Annotated in this window: 22 protein-coding genes and 2 tRNA genes; 14 read left to right on the top strand and 10 right to left on the bottom strand. The window is 63.4% G+C overall.

Annotated elements, in window-relative coordinates; genetic code table 11:
• The gene (locus CK501_RS07205) at positions 1-906 is read right to left on the bottom strand and encodes a metal ABC transporter substrate-binding protein (RefSeq protein WP_095617046.1); all 906 of its coding nucleotides are present in this window, start codon (positions 904-906) and stop codon (positions 1-3) included.
• A gap of 163 nt (positions 907-1,069) precedes the next feature.
• Here CK501_RS07205 and gltX point away from each other — a divergent pair, with 163 nt between their 5' ends.
• The 3 genes from gltX to CK501_RS07190 all read left to right on the top strand — a co-directional run bounded on the left by gltX (position 1,070) and on the right by CK501_RS07190 (position 2,782).
• The gene (gene gltX / locus CK501_RS07200; RefSeq protein ID WP_095617045.1) at positions 1,070-2,557 is read left to right on the top strand and encodes a glutamate--tRNA ligase; all 1,488 of its coding nucleotides are present in this window, start codon (positions 1,070-1,072) and stop codon (positions 2,555-2,557) included.
• A gap of 65 nt (positions 2,558-2,622) precedes the next feature.
• A tRNA-Ala gene (locus CK501_RS07195) sits at positions 2,623-2,698 on the top strand.
• A gap of 8 nt (positions 2,699-2,706) precedes the next feature.
• Positions 2,707-2,782, top strand: a tRNA-Glu gene (locus CK501_RS07190).
• Between the two features lie 52 nt (positions 2,783-2,834).
• On the opposite strand, the gene CK501_RS07185 is transcribed toward CK501_RS07190, so the two are convergent.
• From CK501_RS07185 to CK501_RS07170, 4 genes are all read right to left on the bottom strand, one after another.
• Positions 2,835-3,686, bottom strand: coding sequence for a 6-carboxytetrahydropterin synthase (locus CK501_RS07185; RefSeq protein ID WP_095617173.1), 852 nt, complete (start codon positions 3,684-3,686; stop codon positions 2,835-2,837).
• A gap of 68 nt (positions 3,687-3,754) precedes the next feature.
• Positions 3,755-4,840 carry a response regulator gene (locus CK501_RS07180; RefSeq protein ID WP_095617044.1) on the bottom strand — a complete coding sequence of 362 codons (1,086 nt, stop codon included), beginning with the start codon at positions 4,838-4,840 and terminating at the stop codon, positions 3,755-3,757.
• 48 nt (positions 4,841-4,888) lie between these two features.
• Complete coding sequence (locus CK501_RS07175; protein ID WP_095617043.1) at positions 4,889-6,169, bottom strand: PEGA domain-containing protein; 1,281 nt, start codon at positions 6,167-6,169, stop codon at positions 4,889-4,891.
• Between the two features lie 120 nt (positions 6,170-6,289).
• Entirely contained in the window at positions 6,290-6,754 is a 465-nt protein-coding gene (locus tag CK501_RS07170) for a hypothetical protein (RefSeq protein ID WP_233128858.1), read from the bottom strand.
• 143 nt (positions 6,755-6,897) lie between these two features.
• Between CK501_RS07170 and CK501_RS07165 the strand changes: the two genes are divergently transcribed.
• Positions 6,898-9,822 (top strand): insulinase family protein, encoded by a 2,925-nt coding sequence (locus CK501_RS07165; protein ID WP_095617041.1) that lies wholly within the window; start codon positions 6,898-6,900, stop codon positions 9,820-9,822.
• On the opposite strand, the gene ppsR is transcribed toward CK501_RS07165, so the two are convergent.
• Positions 9,823-10,641, bottom strand: a complete 819-nt coding sequence (ppsR, locus tag CK501_RS07160; RefSeq protein WP_095617040.1) for a posphoenolpyruvate synthetase regulatory kinase/phosphorylase PpsR — start codon at positions 10,639-10,641, stop codon at positions 9,823-9,825. It abuts the gene before it with no gap.
• 168 nt (positions 10,642-10,809) lie between these two features.
• Between ppsR and ppsA the strand changes: the two genes are divergently transcribed.
• The 4 genes from ppsA (at position 10,810) to CK501_RS07140 (ending at position 15,071) form a co-directional block, all read left to right on the top strand.
• Positions 10,810-13,182: a phosphoenolpyruvate synthase gene (ppsA, locus tag CK501_RS07155; RefSeq protein ID WP_095617039.1), complete on the top strand. Its 2,373-nt coding sequence runs from the start codon at positions 10,810-10,812 to the stop codon at positions 13,180-13,182.
• A 40-nt stretch (positions 13,183-13,222) separates the two neighbouring features.
• A complete protein-coding gene (locus tag CK501_RS07150) occupies positions 13,223-14,146 on the top strand; it encodes an alpha/beta fold hydrolase (protein ID WP_095617038.1) in 924 nt (307 codons plus the stop codon).
• 26 nt (positions 14,147-14,172) lie between these two features.
• Positions 14,173-14,670, top strand: a complete 498-nt coding sequence (gene rraA / locus CK501_RS07145; protein ID WP_095617037.1) for a ribonuclease E activity regulator RraA — start codon at positions 14,173-14,175, stop codon at positions 14,668-14,670.
• An 89-nt stretch (positions 14,671-14,759) separates the two neighbouring features.
• Positions 14,760-15,071 carry a PilZ domain-containing protein gene (locus CK501_RS07140; RefSeq protein WP_095617036.1) on the top strand — a complete coding sequence of 104 codons (312 nt, stop codon included), beginning with the start codon at positions 14,760-14,762 and terminating at the stop codon, positions 15,069-15,071.
• A 12-nt stretch (positions 15,072-15,083) separates the two neighbouring features.
• Here the strand turns inward: CK501_RS07140 and CK501_RS07135 are convergent, their stop codons facing one another.
• Together CK501_RS07135 and CK501_RS07130 are read right to left on the bottom strand one after the other, a co-directional pair.
• Positions 15,084-15,773, bottom strand: a complete 690-nt coding sequence (locus CK501_RS07135) for a TIGR04211 family SH3 domain-containing protein (protein ID WP_198949424.1) — start codon at positions 15,771-15,773, stop codon at positions 15,084-15,086.
• A gap of 65 nt (positions 15,774-15,838) precedes the next feature.
• Positions 15,839-16,138: a YciI family protein gene (locus CK501_RS07130; protein WP_095617035.1), complete on the bottom strand. Its 300-nt coding sequence runs from the start codon at positions 16,136-16,138 to the stop codon at positions 15,839-15,841.
• Between the two features lie 119 nt (positions 16,139-16,257).
• On the opposite strand from CK501_RS07130, the gene CK501_RS07125 reads away from it, so the two are divergent.
• Entirely contained in the window at positions 16,258-17,136 is an 879-nt protein-coding gene (locus CK501_RS07125) for a PHP domain-containing protein (RefSeq protein ID WP_095617034.1), read from the top strand.
• Here CK501_RS07125 and CK501_RS07120 read toward each other — a convergent pair.
• Together CK501_RS07120 and rne are read right to left on the bottom strand one after the other, a co-directional pair.
• Complete coding sequence (locus CK501_RS07120; protein ID WP_095617033.1) at positions 17,124-17,663, bottom strand: YecA/YgfB family protein; 540 nt, start codon at positions 17,661-17,663, stop codon at positions 17,124-17,126. The genes CK501_RS07125 and CK501_RS07120 overlap by 13 nt on opposite strands.
• A gap of 9 nt (positions 17,664-17,672) precedes the next feature.
• Entirely contained in the window at positions 17,673-20,750 is a 3,078-nt protein-coding gene (gene rne / locus CK501_RS07115) for a ribonuclease E (protein WP_095617032.1), read from the bottom strand.
• A 649-nt stretch (positions 20,751-21,399) separates the two neighbouring features.
• On the opposite strand from rne, the gene CK501_RS07110 reads away from it, so the two are divergent.
• The 5 genes from CK501_RS07110 to rpmF are packed head-to-tail and all read left to right on the top strand — an operon-like array spanning position 21,400 to position 24,906.
• Positions 21,400-22,377, top strand: a complete 978-nt coding sequence (locus tag CK501_RS07110; protein ID WP_095617031.1) for an RluA family pseudouridine synthase — start codon at positions 21,400-21,402, stop codon at positions 22,375-22,377.
• Complete coding sequence (locus CK501_RS07105; protein ID WP_095617030.1) at positions 22,374-23,033, top strand: HAD family hydrolase; 660 nt, start codon at positions 22,374-22,376, stop codon at positions 23,031-23,033. Before CK501_RS07110 ends, CK501_RS07105 begins: the two co-directional genes overlap by 4 nt.
• Positions 23,034-23,048: 15 nt before the next feature.
• Entirely contained in the window at positions 23,049-24,083 is a 1,035-nt protein-coding gene (locus tag CK501_RS07100) for a S49 family peptidase (protein ID WP_095617029.1), read from the top strand.
• A 41-nt stretch (positions 24,084-24,124) separates the two neighbouring features.
• Positions 24,125-24,691: a YceD family protein gene (locus CK501_RS07095; protein ID WP_095617028.1), complete on the top strand. Its 567-nt coding sequence runs from the start codon at positions 24,125-24,127 to the stop codon at positions 24,689-24,691.
• 35 nt (positions 24,692-24,726) lie between these two features.
• On the top strand, positions 24,727-24,906 hold the full coding sequence (rpmF, locus tag CK501_RS07090; protein WP_095617027.1) for a 50S ribosomal protein L32: 180 nt from the start codon (positions 24,727-24,729) through the stop codon (positions 24,904-24,906).

Genomic DNA, 24,906 nt, shown 5'->3' with positions numbered 1-24,906 from the left:
CTACTTTTCCTCGGACTGTTGTTCGGGGCGACAGCGGCTCACCGCGTCCGCAAGGGACTCCAGGAACGCTGTATAGCCGCCCACGGCGATCGGGATGTCACCCCCGATTGGGTCCCAGCGGCTGACGGCGAGGGGCTGGGGCACATCCAGGCCCCGCCACCAGTCACCGCCGAGTTGGGTTTCCATCATGATACAGGGGAATCGTGCCGCTTCAAGGGACTGCTGGAGGCCAGCGATGTGCCGCGCGCTGGGGCTGCGCTCCGGGTTGCTGGTGAGCGTCCCGGCGATGGTCAGCCCGAAGTGATCCGCGAAATAGTGGAACGCATCGTGATAGGTGAACAGGGTAATCACCTGCAGAGGCTCAAGCTGTGCGCGGATGCGCTCCGTGGTCTCAGCAAGCTCCTGCTCAAAATGTTGGTAATTGCGTTCAATGGCCTGGTCGTCCACCCCGTCCAGTGCGCCCAGGGTTTCCCGGGCACGCCGGGCCATGGCAAGGGCCCTCTCAGGAGACAGCCAGACATGGGGATCCTCGCCGGTGCCGTGATGGTGCCCATGATCATCATTTTTCGCGGGCTCTTGGGGTGCCCCGACCAGCGTCCGGGTCTTGCCGGCCAGCGTGCTGTCACTCATGGTCCCCTGCAGGTAGGGTTCCAGCCCGGCCCCCAGCCAGTAGATGCGGTCCGCCTCCGCGAGGCTGCGGCGTTCGGAGGGCCGCATGCTGTAGTGGTGGGGGCTGACATCCGCGGGCACCAGCGCCCGGACATCCGCCTGCTCGCCAGCCACTTCCTTGACGATCAGTGCCAGGGGGTGGGTGCTGGTGACAATGAGCGGGCGCTCCGCCCAGGCGGGGGACGAAGTGAAGCCCAGAAGGAGTAGCAACAGGCACAGCAGGCGTCGTCTTGTCATAGATCGTTATAACATAACATGTTGGTGGAGGCGCCATTCTATCCAATCATGGCCGGATCGACCATAGGGGAGGATACGGAAGGACGACCCGGCCCGGTGGAGGCGTTATAATGCGCGCTTTCATCGAGCCGATGCCGACCTATTCGAGGAGCCAGGAACCGACATGACCGTCAGAACCCGAATCGCCCCTTCGCCCACCGGCGACCCGCATGTGGGTACGGCCTATATCGCGCTGTTCAACCAGTGCTTTGCACGCCAGCACGGCGGGCAGTTCATCCTGAGGATTGAGGATACCGACCAGGCCAGAAGCACACCGGAATCCGAGCAGGCGATCCTGGATTCCCTGCGCTGGCTGGGGCTGGAATGGGACGAGGGGCCGGATGTGGGCGGCGAATACGGCCCCTACCGTCAGTCCGAGCGCCGCGACGAGTATCGTGCCTATGCCGAACAGCTGGTCGAGAGCGGTCATGCGTTCTATTGCTTCCGCAGCCCCGAGGAACTGGATGCCATCCGTGATGCCCGCCGGGAGCAGGGCCTCAACCCGGGCATCAAGGGGGACCTGGAGCTGTCCGCGGATGAGGTTAAGCGTCGTATGGACGCCGGTGAGCCCTACGTGATCCGGATGAAGGTGCCGGAAGAGGGCGTGTGCGAGATTGAGGACATGCTGCGGGGCACGGTCACCATCGACTGGACCCAGATCGACTGTCAGATCCTGCTCAAGTCCGATGGCATGCCCACCTACCACCTGGCGAACGTCGTCGACGACCACCGTATGGGCATCACCCATGTGATCCGGGGCGAGGAGTGGATCAACTCCGCGCCCAAGCACAGGCTGCTGTATGACTACTTCGGCTGGGACATGCCGACGCTGTGCCACATGCCGCTGCTGCGCAATGAGGACGGCACCAAGCTCAGCAAGCGCAAGAACCCCACCAGCATCGATCTGTACGAGCGGCTCGGTTTCATGCCCGAGGCGGTGCTGAACTTCCTGGGGCGCATGGGCTGGTCCATGCCGGACGAGCGGGAGCGGTTCACGCTTGATGAGATGCAGGCGGAATTCGATATCCATCGCGTGTCACTGGGCGGGCCCGTGTTCGACCAGGCCAAGCTGCGCTGGCTCAACGGCCTGTGGATCCGCGAGACACTGACCGACGAGGCCTTCATGGACCGGGTGGGGGACTGGTGGTTCAGCCGTGACCAGCTGGCGCCGCTGGTGCCGCACCTCAAGAGCCGTGTTGAGACCTTTTCGGACATTGCCCCGATGGCGTCGTTCATGTTCTCCGGGATGCTGGATGTGCGCCCTGAGGATTTCCAGCACCGCAAGCTGGAGGAGGAGACCGTGCGGCGGATTCTCCAGTTCGCCCTGTGGCGGCTTGAGGCGGAGCGTCACTGGAGTCGGGATACGGTCTTTGCCGATCTCAAGGCGCTTGCGGGTGCCATGGGACTCAAGATGGGGGAGTTCATGTTCCCGATTTTCGTGGCTGTGGCCGGGACGCCCAACTCCTGGTCAGTGGTGGACTCCATGGGGCTTCTTGGCCCGGACGTGAGTCGGGCGCGTCTGCGCCACGCGCTGAATGTGCTGGGCGGTTTCTCGAAGAAACAGGCTAAGAAGGTCGAGAAGGAATACGCGGCACTGGAGACCGGCGAATAAAGGCGGCAATCAGGGGTTGACGCGCCCCTGGGTCGCCACTAATATACGCACCCGTTGGACGCAGTGGGGCCATAGCTCAGCTGGGAGAGCGCGGCGCTGGCAGCGCCGAGGTCGGGAGTTCGAGCCTCCCTGGCTCCACCACTTTTTCAGTCCCGTTCGTCTAGAGGCCTAGGACACTGCCCTTTCACGGCAGTAACAGGGGTTCGAGTCCCCTACGGGACGCCAGATACAGAAAAGCCGGCCACTTGGCCGGCTTTTTTTATGTCCGGATTCCGGCTCAGCCCTCCGCTATAGCCCCCTTGTTCACCCCTTCAAAGGCGTGTACCTCAATCCGGCTTTCCGGTTCCAGTTTCCGCGTTTCATCCCACAGGTAGCAGGCAATCCATTCCACGGTGGTATCAGGCCCCATGATCTCCGTACGGGCCGCAGGCAGGGCGATTTCAAAATGGCCCTGGTCCGAGTCGTAGCTGAACCGGTGATAGGAGATGCCCGCGTCGTCGAAGGTGTCGTTCCGGTCATCCGCCGTTGCCAGGTAGATATCACGCCAGCGCTCGCCCCAGTAGTGCTCCAGGTCCGGGGCACGCTCACCGTTGCGCAGGATCTGGATGCGGGAACGGTGGCCGTGGGCGATGCGCTGGCAGTTGCCGTCGTGTTTCTTGAGCCCGTGAGCGTAGTGGTACCAGGCGCCCTCGATCTGCTCCAGGCGCAGATTGATGCGTACCTCGTGGACATTGTCCGGGAGGACCCGCTGAAGGCTTTCTGACAGCCGGGTGGCTATGGCCTGGCGTTCAACGGCTTCTCCGGGGACGGTGGCAACGGCCTGTGCAGGGGATCGGTGCTCGATCCAGGTGCCGTCCTCCAGGTGCCAGCGGAAATGGCCGGGGGACTGCGGGTCCAGCCATTGCAGTCGGGAGTAATCCGCAGGGATCAGCAGCCGGTGATCCACCTGGTCGTCAATGTGCGCCTTGATGGTGCTTTTGACATGGCCGAAGTCGAACACCATGCCGGCATCGTTCAGTTCGCCGGCGAGTTCAATGTCCACGATCCAGCTTTCGCCGACCAGGCCGCGGTGACGGTCCAGGTAGGCAAAGTCAATGACGGTCAGGTTATCAACGAAAAGACGGTTCATGATGCGGTGGCTGCCTGCGCTGTGAAAGGCCGCATGGTAGCAGATCACCCCATGCGGCGGGCAGCCGCTCAGCCGATAAGCCCGCCCAGCCAGGCAATGCCGAGACTGAAGATGCCCAGGCTGACGGCCAGTGCCATGGTGTAGATCCGTGCTGCCGTGGTTTTCTGCTCACGCCGGTAGAGATCCAGGGTGCGCTGGGCGACCTCCTCGGAAGTGTCCCGCGCGATGTCATGGGCCTGCTGGACCGCTTCCGACTGCAGGGACTGCCAGAACTCCGTATCCACCGTCTGTGTCGCTGTCAGGTGATCCTTGAGTGCGTTCAGGTCGCTTTCCGTCAGTCCCTGTTGGGTCTGCTCCCGCATCTCCCGGCGCAGTTCGCTGAGTTCATTGCCCAGGTTAAGGGTGACTTCAGCGGCTACTTCATTCTTCAGCGCCTCCAGTCGGTTTTCCACCAGTTCGCGGAAATCCGTGGTCTGCTTTTCAATCGCCTCTTCCCGGCGGCGCTCACTGTCCTCGATCAGGCGGCGGACATGGTCGTGCTGTTCGTCGAAGAGACTGGAAAGCAGCTCATGCAGCCGGTTGTGGATGTGGGTCTTCACCGCTGAACGCGCGATCTGTTCGATCAGCTCCGTGGTCAGGGGAACGGTGTCCCCCTCGGTGCCCGTGCTCTGGGGGCTGTCCGCAAGCCGTACTCTGGCCCCGGTCTCAAGGGGCTCGGAGTCCTCCGGTGGTTCGGCCACATCCTCGGGCGCCGGTGGTTCGGGCAGGGTACCCTGGTTCAGGTCCTGGGTGAGTGCCGTGAGGATGCTGTCGAGCCCGTCGGCCTGCGGGGGCTTGGTGAGGATGTTGTAGACCCCATAGCCCTGCGCTTCCTGGATGAAGTCATCCGATTTCTTTGAGGTGCACATGACCACCGGGATGGAGGCGGTTGCCGGGTTGCGCTTGATGGCCTTGGTGGCCTCCACGCCATTCATGCCCGGCATAAGGTGGTCCATGAAGATGACGTCCGGCGGCTGTTCGCTGTTCAGCAGATCCAGAGCCTCCTCGGCAGAGCCCGCCATGCTCACCTCCATGTTCCGGCTCTCAAGGAGTTTGCTCAGGGCGAAGCGGGCGACCTTGGAGTCGTCCACCAGCAGAGCGGTATTGATGGTCATCTGGCTTCCTCTTGCGTACTGCGTTGTTACCGGATGGGCTGACATGGGTCACCACGCCTCCATGGATGGACACTGGGTTTCCCGGTAGCTGCCCTTGCGGTAGCACACTCCCGGCTCCGAAGTGCGGGCGATGAAGACCTCGCCCTCCGGCGTCGTCATGCGGACCTCGCCGTAGGGTTCGCCTTCCCGGAACGTGCTTTCAATGCTGGCGCCGCTGGGATGACGGATCTCGCCCTGACCGTGGAAACGGCCATCGACAAACTGGCCACGGTACTGGCGGCCACTGCTGAAGGTGCGGACACCCTCGCCATGGAAACGGTCGTTGGCGAAGTCACCACGGTAATAGCCGCCGTTGGGATAGGTCAGGCGGCCCTCGCCGTGCAGCTCGCCGTCCCGGAAATCCCCCACGTACATGAGTCCATCGGCGGTGGTGAGGGTGCCGTGTCCATTGAGCTCGCCGTCCTCCCAGTTACCGGTGAAGGTGTCGCCGTTGCTGGCGGTGAGTGTGCCGCGGCCATGGTACTCACCGTCCTGGAACTCGCCCTCATAGACATCCCCGTTGGGGCGTTGAAGGCTGCCTTCACCATGCATGGTGCCCTGCTTCCACTCGCCTTCATAGATGCGCCCGTCCGGGAAGTGGGCCGTCCCCTCACCGTGGAACTCGCCGTTGCGGAATTCGCCCTCATAGGTGAGGCCGTCGCTGTCGCGGTAGGTGCCTTGGCCGGTTTTAACGCCGTGTTCCCAGGTACCGTCGCGGTAACGGACAGTGGTGTAGCGCTCAAGGCGCGCCATCAGCGTGGGAGAGTCGCCAGCATCCAGATGGACCTGCTCGCGCCAGGTACTGTGTTTCGGCTTGCTGATTTCGATGGTATAGGTTCCGGGCTCCAGCTCCAGGTCCATGGCGGTGGAGCCTCTTGGCTCGCCATTGATCCGTACCTGGTCGTCGTAGACGTTGGAGCGCAGTGTCAGTCGTGCCTGTGTCGGCTGCTGCTTCTGTTCCGGCGACGGCTCTGTGGTCGTGGAGGGCTGGGGGTCAGCTGCCGTTTGGGCGCTGGCGGTATCCGGAGTGGTTTCGGGGCTGCTCCCGGTATCAGGTACGGAAACGGCCGGGATGACCCTGGGGATCCTGTCGGTACCGGCCTGGGCGCTGTCTGCCGGGGTGCGTTCATCGTCCGCGCTGGTTTGCGTCTCCCCGGAAGAGGAGGGGGAAACCGCCGGAATGCGTGAGCCCACCAGCTCCGGAGAGCGCTGGATGGTGGCAAAACCGGCCGTCACCAGCAGCATGATCGCGAGAAAATTCGCAAACAGCAGCGGTCTGTAGTCGATCATTGCATGCCACTCCGTTCATTCCGGCACAGCGGGTCAGGCAGGGGGCAACGATGCCCACCTGTTCAGTCTGACTTCATGTTATCGGAGAACGGGCACCGGCTGCGTGAAGTGACGCACTTTTCAGGCGTTTTCCGGGCGACTCTGCTGCTGCAGTTCCTCCCAGGCGCGCATGTGCACGTCCGCTTCGTACTCGTAGGGCGACTTGAACGGCGTCAGGACCAGGTCAAAGACCGCGAAAAGCAGGCCCACGGAAAGCCAGGACAGTACCAGCGTCTCCAGGGTGGTGGCCTGGACCTGGGCGGTTGCGTCCACGAAACGCTCCAGGTGGGGCAGGGCATTGTCCACCAGCGCCACGGGATTGAAGCGGGCGAACACCAGCGGAATCCAGAATCCCAGAAATACCGGGAAGAACCCGAAGGACCAGAGGATCCGGCGGATCAGATAGATCGCCAGTGCGTTGATGTATCGCCGCCGCAGTTCCGGTATGCCCCGGATCTCCTCCAGGTAGCGCTTGCGCTCGACCCAGTAGGCCTCAACCCGCGGACGGGTCCCGGACGTCTCGGTATGCTCGTTTTGGCTGGTCAATGATTGTCCATGCATAGGTTGCCCAGTGTCCCCTCACTATAAACAAGATGTGAGCGGTTGCCAGAGGGCACCCCGCTACGCCTGTGGGAACACGGGCGCGCAACCGCTAGAATGGCGGCACATTCATCGGACAGGACGAGAGCATGCTGGATCAGGCGGAACCGCAGGTTCACCCGGCTTTCGAGTGGGTACGCAATCACCGGATCGAGACACTTCACCTGGAGGTGGAGGAGTACCGTCATCGGGCCACCGGGGCATGCCATCTGCATCTCGCTTCAGACAACGACGAGAACGTTTTCCTCGTGGCGTTGCGGACCTTCCCCATGGATTCCACCGGGGTCGCGCACATCCTTGAGCACACGGCCCTGTGCGGCAGCGAGAACTACCCCACGCGCGATCCTTTCTTCATGATGATCCAGCGTTCGCTGAATACCTTCATGAACGCGCTGACCAGCAGCGACTGGACCGCCTATCCGTTTGCCAGCCGCAACCGGAAGGATTTCGACAACCTGCTCTCGGTCTATCTGGATTCCGTGTTCTTCTCCAACCTGGACCCGCTGGATTTCGCCCAGGAGGGCCACCGGCTGGAGTTCGAGACCCCGGATGACCCCAGTACGCCGCTGGTGCACAGGGGCGTGGTCTACAACGAGATGAAGGGCGCCATGAGCTCCCCGGTCTCGCAGCTCTGGCAGACGCTGTCGAAGCATCTGTTTCCGACCACGACCTATCACTACAACAGCGGCGGCGAGCCGGACCATATCGTGGACCTGAGCTATGACCAGCTGGTCCAGTTCTATCGCCGCCACTACCACCCCAGCAACGCCATCTTCGCCACCTTCGGCGATATTCCGGCGCGCGAGCACCAGGAGCGTTTCGAGTCCCTGGCGCTGAACCGGTTCCAGGCGGCGGAGATCGACCTGCCGGTGCGCAATGAGAAGCGCTACTACGCCCCTGTGAGGGTTCAGGAGCATTACGGCGTGGACCCGGACGAGGGCACCGACAACCGGACCCATGTGGTCATGGGCTGGCTGCTGGGGGAGAGCTTCGACCTGGAGAAGAACCTTGAGGCGGAGCTGCTCACAGCCGTTCTGCTGGAAAACAGCGCCTCACCGCTGCTTCAGGCGCTGGAGACCACCAGCCTGGGGCAGGCACCCTCGCCGCTGTGCGGGCTCGAGGATTCCAACCGGGAAATGACCTTTGTCTGCGGCATCGAGGGCACGGAGCCGGAGCAGGTCGGTGAGGTGGAGAACCTGATTCTCGGGACACTGGAACAGGTGGCACGCGAGGGTGTCGCCCATGAGAAGCTGGAGGCCATCGTGCACCAGCTGGAGCTGCAGCAGCGCGAGATTTCCGGCGACGGGTTCCCCTACGGCCTGCAGCTGATCATGCAGGCGCTTTCGCCCATGGTGCACGGTGGTGATCCGGTGGACCTGCTCGACCTGGAGCCCGTACTGGAACGCCTCCGTGAGCGCATCCGTGACCCGGAGTATGTGCCGGGGCTGATCCGGCGCCTGTTGCTGGACAACCCACACCGGGTACGCCTGGCCCTGGCGCCGGACACCGGTCTCAACGAACGCCGGGAACAGGCGGTGCGGCAGGCACTGGACGAGCAGAAGGCGAGCCTGACCGAGGACGAGCAGCGTACCCTGGTCGAGCAGGCGCAGGCCCTTCAGGCGCGCCAGAACCAGGAAGCGGACGACAGCATGCTGCCGCGCGTGGGCATCGAGGATGTGCCGGCGTCGCTGAAGATCCCGGAAGGCGAGTCCGACGCGTCCGGGCGCATCACCCGCTATCACATGGGCACCAATGGACTGGTGTACCAACAGCTTGTGGCGCCGCTGCCGGATCTCGCCCCGGAGCAGCGCCAGCTTCTGCCCATCTATTCGAGCATGCTGAGCGAGGTGGGCGCGGGCTCGGATGACTACCTGCGTATGCAGGACCGCATCTCGGCAGGCAGTGGCGGTATCAGCGGGGCGGCCACGATCAAGGGCAACGTCGACGACGTCCAGTCCGTGCGTGGCTACTTTACCCTGGGCGGCAAGGCCCTGGCGGCGAACAGCGACGATCTCGCCGGGCTTCTGCACGACGTTGCTTCGGCCGCACGTTTTGACGAAAAAGAGCGGGTGCGCGAGCTGGTGGCACAGATGCGCGCCCGCAGGGAACATTCCATCACCGGCAGCGGTCATGCATTGGCCATGGGCGCGGCTTCACACGGGGCCAGCCCCGGTGCCCGCCTGACCTATGAACTCGGTGGGCTCGAGGGCATCCGCCAGCTTGTGGCGCTGGATGACCGCCTGGACGACAGCGCCGAGCTTGACCGGTTCTGCCAGCGCTTGTCGGAGCTTCATGAGCGGATCCACGCGGGCGGGCCGGACTTTCTGCTGATTGGCGAGAGCAGTGGACTGGAAGGCTCCGAGGCCGCCGTGCGAGGCCACTGGTCCCTGGACGGGGATCGGGCTGAAGGTGGCTTCCATCTGGATCCGGTGAGTGAACAGGTCAACGAAGGCTGGCTGACCGCGACCCAGGTGAACTTCTGCGCCCGGGCCTTTCCGACGGTGCCGGTGGAACATCCGGATGCGGCGCCTCTGAGCGTTCTGGGTGTGCTGCTGCGCAATGACAACCTGCACCGCAGTATCCGGGAGCAGGGCGGCGCCTATGGCAGTGGCGCGGGGCAGGACAGCGCCAACGGGGTTTTCCGTTTCTTCTCCTATCGCGATCCGCGCCTCGAGGAGACATTGGCCGACTTCGACCGCTCACTGGAGTGGTTGCATGCGGGCGGGCAGACTGCAGCTTCCGTGGAAGAGGCCATACTGGGCGTGATCTCCCAGCTGGACCGGCCGCGCTCACCGGCGGGCGAAGCCCGTTTCGCCTACCAGAGCCGGCTGTTCGGGCGTACGCCCGAGCAGCAGCAGCGCTTCCGGGAACGGGTCCTGGCGGTGGACCTGGCCTCCATGCAGGGGGCTGCCGAACGCTGGCTCACGCCTGACCGGGCCAGCACAGCCGTTGTGACCGGCCACGGCAACCGTCAGAAGCTGGCGGATCTGGGCATGAAGGTGCTCGAGATCTGATCAGCGTGCCCGGCGTTCGATCCCGGTCTGGACCAGGAGACGGGTGGAGATCTCCTCCACCGAGTAGTCCGTGGTGTTCAGATTCGGGATCCGCTCGCGCCGGTACATGCTCTCCGCTTCACTGACCTCCATCATGCACTGGCGCAGAGACGCGTAACCGGAGTTGGGGCGGCGTTCATTGCGGATCGCCGACAGCCGGTTGGGATCGATGGTGAGCCCGAAGAGCTTCTGGCGGTGGGGCTGCAGCGCCGAGGGAATGCGCTGCTCCTCCATATCCTCCTCGGTGAGCGGGTAGTTCGCCGCCTTGATGCCGTACTGCAGGGCCAGATACAGGCATGTGGGCGTTTTGCCGCTGCGTGACGGGCCGATCAGGATGACGTCGGCATCGTCGTAGTAGCGTGTGCGGGCGCCGTCGTCGTTCTCCAGCGCGTAGTTCACCGCCTTGATCCGCTCCTCATACCCGCCGTCGCGGGAGATGGCATGGGATTTACCCACGGTATAGGAGGAACTGGAATGGAGCTCGTTCTCCAGTGGCGACAGGAAGGTGCCGAAGATGTCCACCATGAAGGCGTCGGCGCTGGAAAGCTCGCCCCGGATCCCGCTGTCCACGATGGTGTCGAATGTCAGCGGCCGTGCTCCGTCCAGTTCTCCCGCCTTGTTGATCTGTGCAACCGCCTCCTGGGCCTTCTGCACGGAATCGATGTAGGGCAGGGTGATTTTCTCGAACTGGATGCTGTCAAACTGCGCCAGGAGGCTGTTGCCAAGGGCCTCCGCGGTAATGCCGGTGCCGTCGGAGATGAAGAATGCGGTGCGTTTCATGGGGCGGGGGGCTCCCTCCTGATTTTCCGGTATCCTAGGCCGATACAGTCGGTGTGTGAACCCGGACCGCGCAATGGTGGAGATGACCCCGCCGGTTACAGTATGATACGCGGGCTCTTCAGGGCGCGTGGCGCCCCGGGTGACAGGCAATAACGAGGGAGATTGGCTTTGGACGATTTCATCATCGGTTTCGAGCAACTCGGCATGGACGATGTCGAACGCGTGGGCGGTAAGAATGCCTCCCTCGGGGAGATGATCAGTAACCTCGCCAATGCCGGTGTGACGGTACCCGGTGGGTTCGCCACCACAGCACAGGCCTACCGCGAGTTTCTTGAGAAGGATGGGCTGCGCCAGCGCATTGATGAGACCCTGAACAGTCTGGACATCAATGACGTGAACGAACTGGCACGGGTCGGCGCGAAGATCCGCCAGTGGATCATCGATACACCTTTCCCGCCGGCACTGGAACAGGCGATCGCGGACCGCTTCGGCGCCATGCAGGAGGGGAACGAACGCATGGCGGTGGCCGTACGCTCCTCCGCGACGGCGGAAGACCTTCCGGATGCCTCCTTCGCGGGCCAGCAGGAGACCTTCCTTAATATTGTGGGGCTGGACAACGTCAAGCTCGCCATCAAGGAGGTTTTCGCCTCCCTGTTCAATGACAGGGCGATTTCCTACCGGGTGCACCACGGCTTTGACCACAACAAAGTGGCGCTCTCCGCCGGTATCCAGCGCATGGTGCGCAGTGAGACCGGCAGCAGTGGTGTGATGTTCACCCTCGACACCGAATCCGGTTTCCAGGACGTGGTGTTCATCACCGCCTCCTACGGCCTGGGTGAGACAGTGGTGCAGGGGGCGGTCAACCCGGACGAATTCTACGTGCACAAGCCCACCTTCGAGGCCGGGCGTCCTGCCGTGCTGCGGCGCAATCTGGGCAGCAAGGCCATCAAGATGGTCTATGCCGGCGACGGTGAAATGGGCCGCTCGGTCGAGACGGTCAAGGTGGACGCCGAGGACCGCAACCGGTTCTGTCTTTCCGATGAGGACGTCACCGAACTCACCCGCCAGGCACTGACCATCGAGAAGCACTATGGTCGGCCCATGGACATTGAGTGGGCCAAGGATGGCGACACCGGTAAGCTGTTCATCGTGCAGGCGCGGCCGGAGACGGTGCGCAGCCGCAAGGGCCTGCATACCATGGAGCGCTACCTGCTCAAGGAGAAGGGCACGGTGCTGGTCGAGGGGCGCAGCATCGGCCACCGCATCGGTGCCGGGCCGGCCCGGATTGTCACCAGCATCAACGAGATGGATCGCGTCCAGGAAGGGGACGTGCTGGTCACGGACATGACCGACCCGGACTGGGAGCCGGTCATGAAACGCTCCGCCGCCATCATCACCGACCGTGGCGGCCGTACCTGCCATGCGGCCATCATCGCCCGGGAGCTCGGTATTCCCGCGGTGGTTGGCTGTGGCAACGCCTCTGAGCTCATCCATGAGGGTCAGGAACTGACGGTTTCCTGTGCCGAGGGCGATACCGGCCTTGTGTATGACGGCCGGCTGGATTTCGAGCTGCGCGAGAATTCCGTTGAGTCCATGCCGAAGCTGCCGTTCCGCATCATGATGAACGTCGGCAATCCGGACCGGGCCTTCGATTTCCAGGCCATGCCGAACGAGGGTGTGGGCCTGGCCCGGCTGGAATTCATCATCAACCGCATGATCGGTGTCCACCCCAAGGCGCTGCTGAATTTCGAGTCGCTGCCGGCTGACATCAAGCAGACGGTTGAGAAGCGTATCGCCGGTTACGATTCGCCGGTGGACTTCTACATCGACAAGCTGGTCGAGGGCATCTCCACGCTGGCGGCAGCGTTCTATCCCAAGCCGGTCATCGTGCGGCTGTCGGACTTCAAGTCCAATGAGTACGCCAACCTGATCGGGGGCACCCTGTACGAGCCGGATGAAGAGAACCCGATGCTCGGCTTCCGCGGGGCTTCACGCTACATCTCGGACTCCTTCCGGGACTGCTTTGAGCTTGAATGCCGAGCGCTGACCCGCGTCCGGGACGAGATGGGCCTGAACAATGTCGAGGTCATGGTGCCGTTTGTGCGCACCCCGGGTGAGGGGCGCCAGGTGGTGGAGCTGCTGGCCGAGAATGGTCTTGAACGCGGTCGTGAGGACCTGCGTGTGATCATGATGTGCGAGCTGCCGGCCAATGCGCTGCAGGCCGAGGAATTCCTGGAGCATTTTGACGGCTTCTCCATCGGCTCCAACGATCTGACCCAGCTCACACTGGGGCTGGACCGGGATTCCGGGATCGTTGCGCATCTCTTTGATGAGCGGAACGAGGCGGTCAAATCCCTGCTGGCGAATGCCATTGCGGCCTGTCGCAAGGCGAATAAATACGTTGGCATCTGCGGCCAGGGCCCCTCGGACCATCCGGACCTGGCCAAATGGCTGATGGAGCAGGGCATCGACAGTGTCTCCCTGAATCCGGATTCGGTTCTGGACACCTGGTTCTTCCTGGCGGAAGGGCAGCACTCCTGATCGTCCGGTGGAACCCCAGGCAGGCTTGAGGAAGGCGGGTATGCAGAGCAGCAGCCGATTGTTTCCGGTGACCCTGTCGGCCACCGAAATGGCCGCTGACCTCTATGAGGACGTGTATCTGCTGAACCCGGGCGTCAGCCCGGATCCCAGCGTCCGCATCGCCGTGACGCGGGTGCGGGATCCGGCCTGGCAGGGCCGGCGCGTGCCGGTGGTGCTCATCCACCGGGAGTTCCAGAACAAGCGCCAGTGGCTCTCGCCCGGGGGTGAGGGGTTGGCGGCGCTGCTCGCCCGTTACGGGTTTGACGTCTGGCTGCCGGAGATGCGCGGCCATGGCATGTCCCCGCGCAATCGTGACTGGGCCCTGGGCCATATTGCACTGCTGGCGGAGGAGGATCTGCCACCGGTACAGCGGTTCGTGGAAGAGCAGAGCGGCGTGCCTCCGGCCTGGCTGGGGCAGGGCCTTGGTGCCCGCATGCTGGCGCACGCCCTGATCAACAACCATCGCTTCCTGCGCCTGGTGCCCGCCGCGGTCTTTGTGGATCCCGGCCGGGCGGATGCCCACTGGACGGAATCCGAGGCCACCATGGGCGAGAAGCTGGGGCTCCGGCGCCGCCAGCGTTTCCTTGGCGGTCTGCACGGCTGGGGCCCGGAAGATGAGCCCAGCGCCCTGTTCCGGGATCTGTACCGGAACCAGAAACGTTATCGCAGGGGCAAGGGGCACCCCACCCACGAGGGGCTGCGCGTCATCCGCTGCCCGGGCCTGGTGGTCGGTGTCGAGGATGATGAGGCCACTGTGCGCGGTTTCGCGGGCAATCTTGGCGGACAGGTCCGCCACACCCTGGGGCCTGGGGACGGGGGCAGAAGCCCCGCCGGTCAGAGTGCCCTGGGGACGGCGCTTCAGGATGATATCCGCGCCTGGCTGACGGAACACACCCGCGACCTGCGCGCGGACAGTATTGACTGAAATCGCAACTGGATCAGGAGGAAATCGTGTCGGAAGAGACAATCGTTACACCGGACCTCGTGGATGAGCACCCGGAAGTTGCCGTGGTGGAGCCCATGTTTGTGAACCTGGGCGGGCGCAGCGCTTTTGGTGGTGAGATCGTGACCGTGAAGTGCTTCGAGGACAACTCCGTGGTCAAGGAGCAGGTCGGCAAGGAGGGGCACGGCAGAGTTCTCGTCGTCGACGGTGGTGGTTCGCTACGCATTGCCCTTCTGGGTGACATGCTGGCGGAGAAGGCGTCGAAGAACGGCTGGCAGGGTGTGATTGTCTACGGCTGCATCCGGGATGTGGACGTGATCGGTGAGACGGACATCGGTGTCCAGGCCCTGGCCACCCATCCGCGCAAGAGTGAAAAGCGTGGTCTGGGGGATCTCAACGTGGCCGTGAGCTTCGGCGGTGTCACCTTTGAACCCGGTCATTACGTCTATGCTGACAATAACGGCATCATCGTATCCGCCGAGCCGCTGCCGGAAGTCTCGGTGTAACAGGCGTCTTAATCTTTGACGCCTGCTGTCTCCTCCCGGTATAACGTATCGAACCAGTAACAATAACAACCGTGGGACGGGATCATCTCATGACTGGAGACTCGATGCGGGATACCTCGGAGAAGCGCGATTTCATCCGTATGCACGTGGATACGGTGATTGAGCTTTTCGAGGATGGCAGTGATCAGCGTATGGAAGGACGCTGCGTGGACCTGAGCGCCACGGGCATGGCGGTAGAAATGGAGCGGGAACTGGCGGAAGGGCAGCGGGTGCACACCTCGCTTCCCTCCAACAACCCTGATTTTCCGCCGTTCGAGACCGTTTCCAGCGTCCTGAGGAGCGAGCCGATTGAGGGCGGTCGCTGGCGGGTGGGGCTGCGGATTGAAGAGGTCAAACGCTGAGCCTGACCCAGGTCAGGCCCAGTTGTCGCTCTTGCGACTGGGTTTGAGCAGCGGGAAGACAATCGCGATGAAGATGCCCGCAATCACCAGTCCGCCACCGGTGAGCAGGTAGCTGGACTCACGGCTGTCTTCGAGGCGCTGGTTCTCGTTGGTCAGAAGCTCAACCTCCTTGCGCAGCTCCTGGCGTTCCTCGCGCAGTTCGCGGTTGCGTTCCTCAAGGTTGATCGCGTCCTCGGAGATGGACCGGATGCGCTCCAGTTCTTCACTGGTTTTGCTGAGTTCCGACTCCAGTGACTGTTTCTCCTGCCGCACCTGTTCGAGTTCGGAGCGGGTCTCCTCCAGCTGCGAGCGGGCTCCGGAGAGCTCCTCTTCAGTGCTGGCGAGTTGCTGCTTTACGTCCTCGAGCCGTTCTTCCGCAATGCGCTCGGAACTCAGGAACCGGCTTGCGATGAAACCTTCCTCGCCGTCACCAAAGCGGACACGCGAATAACCGGTCTCCTCGTCCTGCTCCAGCACCTCCACGGGGGTACCGCTGCGCAGGGCGGACTCAATGATCCGGTACTCGTTGCCCGGGCCCGACCGGACGGGGACGTAGATTACATCGTCCACATACTGGGTTTGAGCCTGTGCCGCGGAGGCCAGCACAAGCAGCAGCGGCACGATGCAACGTAATGCTCTGTTCATGCCTTTCTGTGGGGTCATGATGTCATTCCCTGTTAAACGGAGTCCGGATTCTGCCACAGCGTATTCGCCTTGCCCAGTGAGGCTCAGGGGAGTACCGGTTTGAATGGTCTGACTGTAACCTTTTCGTAAACTCCGGCTTCCACATAGGGGTCCGCATCGGCCCATGCCTGTGCCGCCGCCAGGGACTCAAACTCCGCTACCACCAGACTGCCGGTGAATCCAGCCTCTCCCGGCTCGCTGGTATCCTCGGCGGGAAAGGGGCCGGCCATGAGCAGGCGCCCTTCGCTCTTGAGGGCTTCAAGGCGTTCAAGGTGCGCAGCGCGGGCCTGTCTGCGGTGCTCAAGACTGTCTGCGACATCCTCGGCGATGATGGCGTAGTACATACGGATCTCCTGCCCGGATCAACGGGTGCGTATGAGTGGCAACAGCTGCTTATGATAAGCTGCCCCCGCCTTTACGCCAATCCCGGCACGGCGTGTTATTCGTTATTTCCCGGAGCATTATGCACACTGACGGACCCACTCCGCTGCTTGCGGACCTGCACTGCCACAGCACCGCATCCGACGGCGGCCTTTCGCCGGCCTCCGTGGTGGCCCGTGCCGCCGGGAATGGCGTGGGCGTTCTGGCGCTGACCGATCATGACACCATTGCCGGTATGGGCGAGGCCCGGGAGGCGGCGGTGGCTGAAGGTATGCACCTGGTGAGTGGCGTGGAGTTGTCCTGTCTCTGGCGTGACCAGACCATCCATGTGGTGGCCCTGGATTTCGATCCGGAGGCGGCGGGATTTCTGGCGGTGCTGGAAGGGCAGGAAAGTGTCCGGCATGAGCGCGCGGGCACCATTGACGAGCGCCTCCGGAAACAGGGCCTGCCGTCGGTGCTGGAGCGGGCACGGGCCCTGGCGGCCGGTGTTCCGGGGCGCCCCCACTTTGCCCGGGCGCTGGTTGATGCGGGCGTGATCCCCGGGGAACGGCAGGCGTTCCAGCGTTATCTGGGAACCGGGAAGGTGGGGGACGTGGCGACCTGCTGGCCGGAACTGGCGCTGGTTGTTGGCTGGATCCGTGAGGCGGGCGGTATTCCGGTACTGGCGCACCCCCGCCGTTATGGGCTGACCAACAACAAGCTCAGGAAGCTGGTGCACGCGTTCCAGAATGCCGGCGGTCAGGCTCTGGAGGTGCTCAGTGCCGGCCATTCGCCCCAGGACAGCGGCTATCTCACGCGCCTGTGCCTGGATGGCGGCCTCTGGGCCTCCGGGGGCAGTGACTTCCACTGGCCGGAACGGCCCTGGTCGGAACTGGGCCGACTCCCGGAACTGCCCGCCGGGCCGGAGCCGGTCTGGTGGCACTTCCGGAGGGAAACCCGGGCCCGCCTTCAGGGCGAATGATAGTGCAGGTAGAGATCCGTCAGGAGCTCCGGTATGGCGTCGGCATAGTCCGCCAGGCGCTTGGGGTCCTTGCGGGCCTGCTGGAAGGCTTCATCATCGAACAGGTTTGAAAGGGTCAGGATAGGGGGCATCAGCTGTCCCACGGTTTCTTCATCCTCGCCCAGCCACTGATCCTCATCCAGCAGGAAAGTGTCTGTGAAACCGGCACACCAGTTCTCAAGCGCCTCCTCGGCGGTCTCGTCATCCTCAGGTTCGGGCAGTTCCAGCGTCTGACCCTGTTCCAGTTCCTGCTGGATGGTCCGGGCAAGCCGCGACACCAGTGTCCCGAACTCTTCGGGCATGGCATTGCCGCCGGCCTCGGGCTGGCCGGTGGCAATCGCGTGGATGCGCTCCACCGACACGGGGATCGGCCCCACGACTGAGGCCGTGACCACGCCGTGCAGACCAAACACATCCAGTGCCTCGTCGCTCTGTCCCGGGGCGAACAGGATTGATTCCAGGGTTTCCACGTCCTGATCGGTCAGCATAACCTGGTGTCACTCCTGTTCGTTGGCTTGTGCCTGGTTGCGGGCCCTGCGGAATTCCTCCTGACGCCGGCGGATCTCCCGCGGGTCGTTGTAGGCCCGGCCCTTGATCGGGTCCAGGTGAACCTCATCCTCGGCCGGGCTGTTCTCCGCCTCAGTGGTTCCGGTTTCCGTTGCGGCTGCCTGCGCAGGCGCGGCGGATGCCGGTTCAGCCTGGGGCGCGGTCTCTGCCTGGGGCTCCGCTTGAGACGGGGCGCCGGACTCCTTCGTGGAGGGCGTTGTTTCATCCGCCTGGGCGCTCGCTGGTTCATCAGCGCCACTGGCGGGCTCGTCACTGCCCTTGGCCTCCGGCTGTTTCCGGGGTTCGGTCCCGGCAGAAGGCGCCTCATCGGTTGAGGATTCCTGTTGTGCGCTTTCAGCGGTGCTTTCCTTTCCGGAACCGGCATCCTTTTCGGCAGCCGGGGTTTCCTTGGCTTTTGCGGCGCTTTGCTTCGCCTTGGGGGCTTCGGCTTGCCCTTCAGCGCTGGATTCCGCTTCCGCCTTGGCGTTCCCGGTTTCCGTTTTCATGCCCTCGGCGGATTCCTGATCAGCAGGCTTGCCGTTTTTCTGCCGGGGCCGGCGAGGACGCTGGAATTCCGGGTTCGGTGTTTCGTCCTCGGCGCTTTCCTGCTGGTTCCGGTTGCTGCCACCGGAGCCGCCACGACCCTGGTTCTTTCTGCGGTTGTCCGAGCGGCCCTGGTCGTCGCCACTGCTTTCAGGGGCTTTATTGCCGCCGCCCTGGGGCTGTTTGTCAGAGGATTCCTCCTTCTGCGGCTCGTCACGGTCCGAATCACGATTGCGACGGTTACCTCCCCCCTTGGATTTCTGGGGGCTGCCGTCGTTACTGCCGCCTTTGTTTCCGCCACCGGCATTCGGGTCGGTATCGGATTTGCGGTCGGAACCGGATTTCTGCTCGCCCTTCGGCTTCTGGTCGGCCTTGGGTTTCTGGTCGGCATTGGACTTCTGGTCGCCACCGGATTTCTGTCCGCCGCCGCCTTTACCGGGCTGGCGGGACTGATTGCCGCCGCCTTTGCCGCCCTGGCCGGAACCTTCCTGCTTGCCGCCGTCCTGCTTGCCACCGGACTTCTGCTGGTTATCCGACTCCTGCTGGCCCTGACCCCGGTTGCGGTTCTGACCGCCACGGCGGCGCCTGTTCTGGCCGCCGCGCTGGTTGTTGCCATCCTGGCCCTGGCGCCCACTCTGCTGCTGGCCGCCACCCTGCTGACGCTGCTGGCTGTCACCGCTCTGACCCTGTTTCCGGTCGGAGGAACCGGAACCACTGCCCTGGCGCTGGGTGCCTGAACCGGTATCCGGCTGGGTGCTGCCGGATTCTGCCGGTGGCGCGAACATGGTCTGGAGCTTGCGCCCGACCCGCTGCCAGAATCCAAGGGTTTCACCGGCCGCCGGGGTTTCGGCTTTGGCTTCCGGGGCAGGGGTGCGATTGGCGGGGGTAACCGCCTTCACCGCAGCTTCTTCCCGCTCGCCGGTGCTCTGACCAATGGACCAAGCGTCTTCGGGTTCGTCTTCGTGCCTTGCAGCGATCTCGAAGCTTGCTTCGCCCACCGTGACTTCGGTGTCATCGCTGCGCAGCCGCTGCACCTCAAAATGCGGCGTCTCCAGATTCTGGGAGGGGATGACCCGTACCCGTACATTCTCGCGCCGCTCAATGGCGTTGATCTCGTCGCGCTTCTCGTTGAGAAGGAAGGCCGCGACCGTGACCGGCACCAGAGCCCGTACTTCCGCGGTCTTGTCCTTGGAGGATTCCTCGTACATCAGGCGCATGATGCTCAGCGCCTGGGATTCCATGCTGCGGATGGATCCCTGGCCGTTACAGCGGGGGCAGACCTCGCTGCGTGTCTCGCCCAGCGAGGGCCGCAGCCGCTGACGCGACATTTCCAGCAGGCCGAAGCGGGAGATGCGGCCAAGCTGGACCCGCGCGCGATCCAGCTCCAGTGCCTCCCGGATGCGCTGCTCGACTTCACGCTGGTGGCGATTGGGGGACATGTCGATGAAATCGATGACAATGAGGCCGCCGATGTCACGCAGACGCAGCTGGCGTGCGATCTCGTCCGCGGCCTCCAGGTTGGTCTGGAAGGCGGTTTCCTCGATGTCACCGCCGCGCGTGGCGCGCGAGGAGTTGATGTCGATGGACACCAGTGCCTCGGTGGGGTCGATCACCAGCGAGCCGCCGGAAGGCAGGGATACCTCCCGCTGGAAGGCGGTCTCGATCTGCGCCTCGATCTGGTACCGGCTGAGCAGCGGAATGTCATCCGTGTAGAGCTTGATCCGGTTCTCGAAAGAGGGCATGACCGCGCGTACGAAATTGAGGACATCCTCGTACACACTGGGGGAGTCGATCATCACCTCGGTGATGTCCTGGCGCAGGTAATCGCGCACGGCACGGATGATCACGTTGCTTTCCTGATAGATCAGGAAGGGGGCCTTGCGCGCTTCCGCGGCCTGGGTGATGGCGTCCCAGAACTGCAGCAGGTAATCCAGGTCCCACTGGAGTTCCTCGGTTTCACGGCCTATCCCGGCTGTGCGGACGATCACGCCCATGGCCTTGGGCACCTTCAGCCCGGACATGGCGTCCTTGAGCTGGCTGCGCTCATCCCCCTGGATGCGGCGTGAAATGCCGCCGGCACGGGGGTTGTTGGGCATCAGTACCAGGTAGCGCCCGGCGAGGGTGATGAAGGTGGTCAGCGCCGCGCCCTTGTTGCCGCGCTCTTCCTTGTCGACCTGGACGATCAGTTCCTGGCCCTCGTTGAGCACGTCCTTGATGTTGATCTTGCCATCAATATCGGACGGGGCCTTGCTGAAGTACTCGCGGGCGATTTCCTTCAGGGGCAGGAAGCCATGGCGTTCGGAACCGTAATCAATGAAGGCTGCTTCAAGGCTGGGCTCGATGCGGGTGATGCGGCCCTTGTAGATGTTGGACTTCTTCTGTTCACGGGTGCTGGATTCGATATCAAGATCGACCAGACGCTGGCCATCGACCAGAGCGACACGCAACTCCTCTTCGTGAGTTGCATTGATCAGCATTCTTTTCATGTGGAACAAACTTCCATCGTTCTGCGACGGAAGCGGTGCGGGGCGCAATGACGAGACAGCGGGCGTACATCGGCCCGCTTCAGCAAAGCCGGAGGGGCCTCCTGTGGCCAGCCCCGTGCTTGAGGTATGCGGCTCTGTGCCCGCACACCACCGAATTCTGTCCCGTACCGGCTACGAGGTCTTATGTCATATTCATGAGCAGGACAGCCCGAACCGGTGCTTCTGTGTTTTCAAACCGTTGCGATGACCCTGCCGCGCGCTTCCGCCCGGATTGACATCAGTTCCTCCGGCCTTGACTCCAGCCGGGCGGAACACCCATCACGACGCGCGTTGTTCTCAGTTTCCGTGACCGTCCACCGGGGGAGCCTTCTGGGCTCCGGCCAGCGGGTGAAAGGACTCAGCCGCACGCCTGTGTGATTCTGTTGGCTCTCGCTGTTTTCCTGCCAGGTGGAACCGGTGCGTCCGCTGCTCGTTTCATACCGAGCCCGAAGGCTCTATAATTGCGGCTTCAATCGCTGACCGTGTTCCGCCAGTCCTGCCGGCCAAGATCGTCGGCCGAGCGGAGTGGGAAAACAGCGTCAATATAGCAGTAATCCCCTGCCTCATCAACGAGCTGCGGAATGGCTCCGCATCCCAGGAGAAACGCATAATGCCAGGGCACCCGGGCAGCCACGACAGCGCCGAATCCAGACCCAGTGTCCAGTGGCTGGAAGTGGCGCCGGAGTGGGCCGGACAGCGTCTCGACAACTTCCTCATGGGGCGTTTCCGGGGCGTTCCTAAAAGCGTCATCTATCGCGTGATCCGTAAGGGAGCCGTGCGGGCCAACCGCAAGCGGGTCAAGCCTGACTATCGTATCGCTGCCGGTGACTCGATCCGTGTGCCGCCACTGCATGAACCCGAGCAGAAGCCGGATCGTGCCCAGCCGGGCCGTCGGGTGCAGCGGCGCATGCAGGCGGCGGTTCTGCATGAGGCGCCGGATTTCCTGGTGGTGAACAAGCCCGCGGGCATCGCGGTGCACGGTGGCAGTGGTGTGGATTTCGGGCTGATCGAGACGCTGCGTGCCGGGCGCGATGATCGTTACCTCGAGCTGGTGCACCGGCTGGACCGTGATACGTCCGGGCTGATCCTGGTAGCCCGGCGCCGTTCAGCCCTCAAGGCGCTGCAGGATCAGTTCCGGCAGAAGAGTACGCACAAGGTCTACCGGGTGCTGGTGGTCGGGGAGTGGCCGCAGGCGGTGAATCGCGTGGAGGCGCCCCTGCAGCGGGTCACCGGTGGGACCGGCGAGCGGCTGGTGCGTGTCAGCGCCGAGCAGGGCAAGGCGGCGCGGACGGATTTCCGGGTTCTGGAACGTTTTCCAGGCTACACCCTCCTGGAGGCCAGGCCGCTGACCGGGCGCACGCACCAGATCCGGGTGCACGCGGCCTGCCAGGGATGCCCGGTGGCGGGGGATGCCAAGTATCTCGACGGGGCTTCCCAGGCGGCCTGGCAGCGTGGCGGTGGCGACCGGCTGATGCTGCACGCCCAGCAACTGACGTTCGAGACGCCCGCGGGCGAAAGAGTGACTTTCGAAGCGCCGGTTCCGGATGATTTCGAAGCGCAGATTCAGCGACTGGGAAAGCACCAATGAGCTTTGACGTAGTGATCTTTGACTGGGATGGCACCCTGATTGATTCCGTGGACCATATCGCGGACAGTCTTGAGCTGGCCGCCCGGGAGCTGGGGTATCCGGTGCGCGAGCGCCAGGCGCTGCGCCATATTGTGGGGCTGGGCATGGAGGAGGCGCTGAGCCAGCTCTGGCCGGGCATCACCCGTGAAGAGATGACGCAGCTGCGAGAGGTCTATGCCCGTTATTTCTTTCAGCGTGATACCACGCCTGCGGATCTGTTCAAGGGGGTGGATGAGCTGCTCGAAACGCTGCATGGTGGCCCCATGCTGGCGGTGGCTACTGGCAAGAGCCGGCCGGGGCTGGACCGGGCGCTGGGCTCGAGCGGGTTGGGCCGGTTTTTCCCTCTGACACGCTGTGCCAATGAGACCGCCTCCAAGCCCGACCCCCTGATGCTGCGCCAGATTGTGTCCGAAACCGGCGCCTCCGTGGAGCGCATGGTGATGGTCGGTGATACCATCTACGACATGGAAATGGCGAGCCGCATCGGAATGCCGGCGATTGGCGTGACCTGGGGCGTGCATTCAGAGGAGCAGCTTGCGGCGCACAACCCGATGGCCATTGCCTCTGATATCTCAATGCTGCGGGAGCTGATGGCTTCCGGCGGCACCCGTGACTGACTGCAAGGAGACACCATGTCCGAGTGGGATTCGGAAAATGCGGAATGGGGCGTGACGCGGGAAGAATCCGCGCAGCGACCGGAAGGGCGCACCCAGGAGGCCCGGGAGGACTCCAAGGAGTGGCGTCTGATCCAGAAGACCATGATGTCGATGCAGGCGGAGCAGCGCCGCAGCCGGCGCTGGGGCATACTGTTCAAGACGCTGGGGCTGCTCTACCTGTTCGCGCTTCTGTTCACGTTCGGGTCACCCTTCGGCTCCGGTGATCTCACACCTGGCGCAGGCGGGCCCCATACCGCGCTGGTGGATGTGGAAGGGGCGATCGTCCAGGGCCAGGATGCCAGCGCCGACAATCTGGTGACCGCGCTGGAAAACGCCTTCTCGGCGGAGCAGTCCAAAGGGGTGATCCTGCGCATCAACAGCCCGGGTGGCAGCCCTGTGCAGGCGGATTACGTCTATCAGGCCATCAACCGGCTGCGTGACGAGTACCCCGACAAGAAGGTGCACGCGGTGATCTCGGACATCGGAGCGTCCGGCGCCTATTACATTGCCGCCGCCGCCGACCGGATCCATGCCAATCCCTCCAGCCTGGTTGGGTCCATTGGCGTGCGTGGCGGTGGCTTTGGATTCACCGGCGTGATGGAGAAGCTGGGCATCGAGCGCCGGCTGTATACGGCGGGCGAGAACAAGGCCTTCCTGGACCCCTTCCTTCCGGAGGATCCGGAACAGGTTGCGTTCTGGGAGAGTGTGCTGGACCGCACCCATGACCAGTTCATTGAGCGTGTGCGCGAAGGACGGGGTGATAAGCTGAAGGAGTCCGAGGCGGAGCTGTTCTCGGGGCTCATCTGGACTGGCCAGAGGGCACGTGAGCTGGGGCTGGTCGACAGTTTCAACTCGCCGGGGCAGGTGGCCCGGAATGTGGTCGGTGCCGAGGAAATCGTGGACTACAGCTATGAGCCCTCGCCGTTCCAGCGGATCATGCGGGACCTGGGCAGCTCGGTCGGGCAGGGTGTTACGGAAACGCTCATCAACCGCGGTCCTGTGCTGCGCTGAGCTTTGACAATCACCGGCGGGAACCCTAGAATCGCGGCCTTATGTCGAACCCGGAGATACCCCTGTCGGTCGATGCGCTGAAGCCGTTCGAACAGGGGACCGTAAAAGAGGGCAGTCTGGCCCTTGCCGGTATGAACCGGCTGGAGCCGCTGATTCTGGAAACAGAAGGCGAGGCGGCGGTCAGGCTGGCGTTCTTTTTTGATGACGAGCGGCGTCGCGTCATTGAAGGCTGGGTCCGGGCGGAGCTGGAAGTACTGTGCCAGCGATGCCTTGAGGCCATGCGCCTGCCGGTGGAGTCAACCTTCCGGGTGGGTGTGGTGGATACAGAGGTGATGGCGGAGCAGCTGCCAGCCACTCTTGAGCCCATGGTGTCGGGGCAGCGGGATCTGCCGATCCATGAGCTTCTGGAGGATGAGCTCATCATGAGTCTGCCGGATTATCCGGTGCATGAGGAAGCAGGCTGTAAAGCATCCGCCACGCTGGAGCGCATCAACCGGGATGCCGACGACGCTGTTGCTCAGGCGCGCGAGCATGATACAGACAACCCGTTCCGTGTACTGGCCGGCCTTGGCACTGGGGGGCAGGACCAGGGCGGAACGGATTCGTAATTCAAGAAAAGGCAAGACTCCAGGAGTAATCTGCTATGGCCGTTCAGAAGAATCGCAAGACCCGTTCAAAGCGCGGCATGCGTCGCTCCCACGACGGGCTCAGCAAGCCCGCGCTTTCCATGGACCCGACTACCGGGGAAGTGCATCGTCGGCATCACATCTCCCCCGATGGCTTCTATCGGGGCAAGAAGGTGATCGAAACACCGGAAGACTGA

Origin of the sequence: Halovibrio salipaludis, assembly GCF_002286965.1 — a bacterium.
Taxonomy (GTDB): Bacteria; Pseudomonadota; Gammaproteobacteria; order Pseudomonadales; family Oleiphilaceae; genus Halospina; species Halospina salipaludis.
The sequence above is the reverse complement of the archived record's forward strand: the minus strand, read 5'-3'. Positions and strand labels throughout refer to the sequence as shown.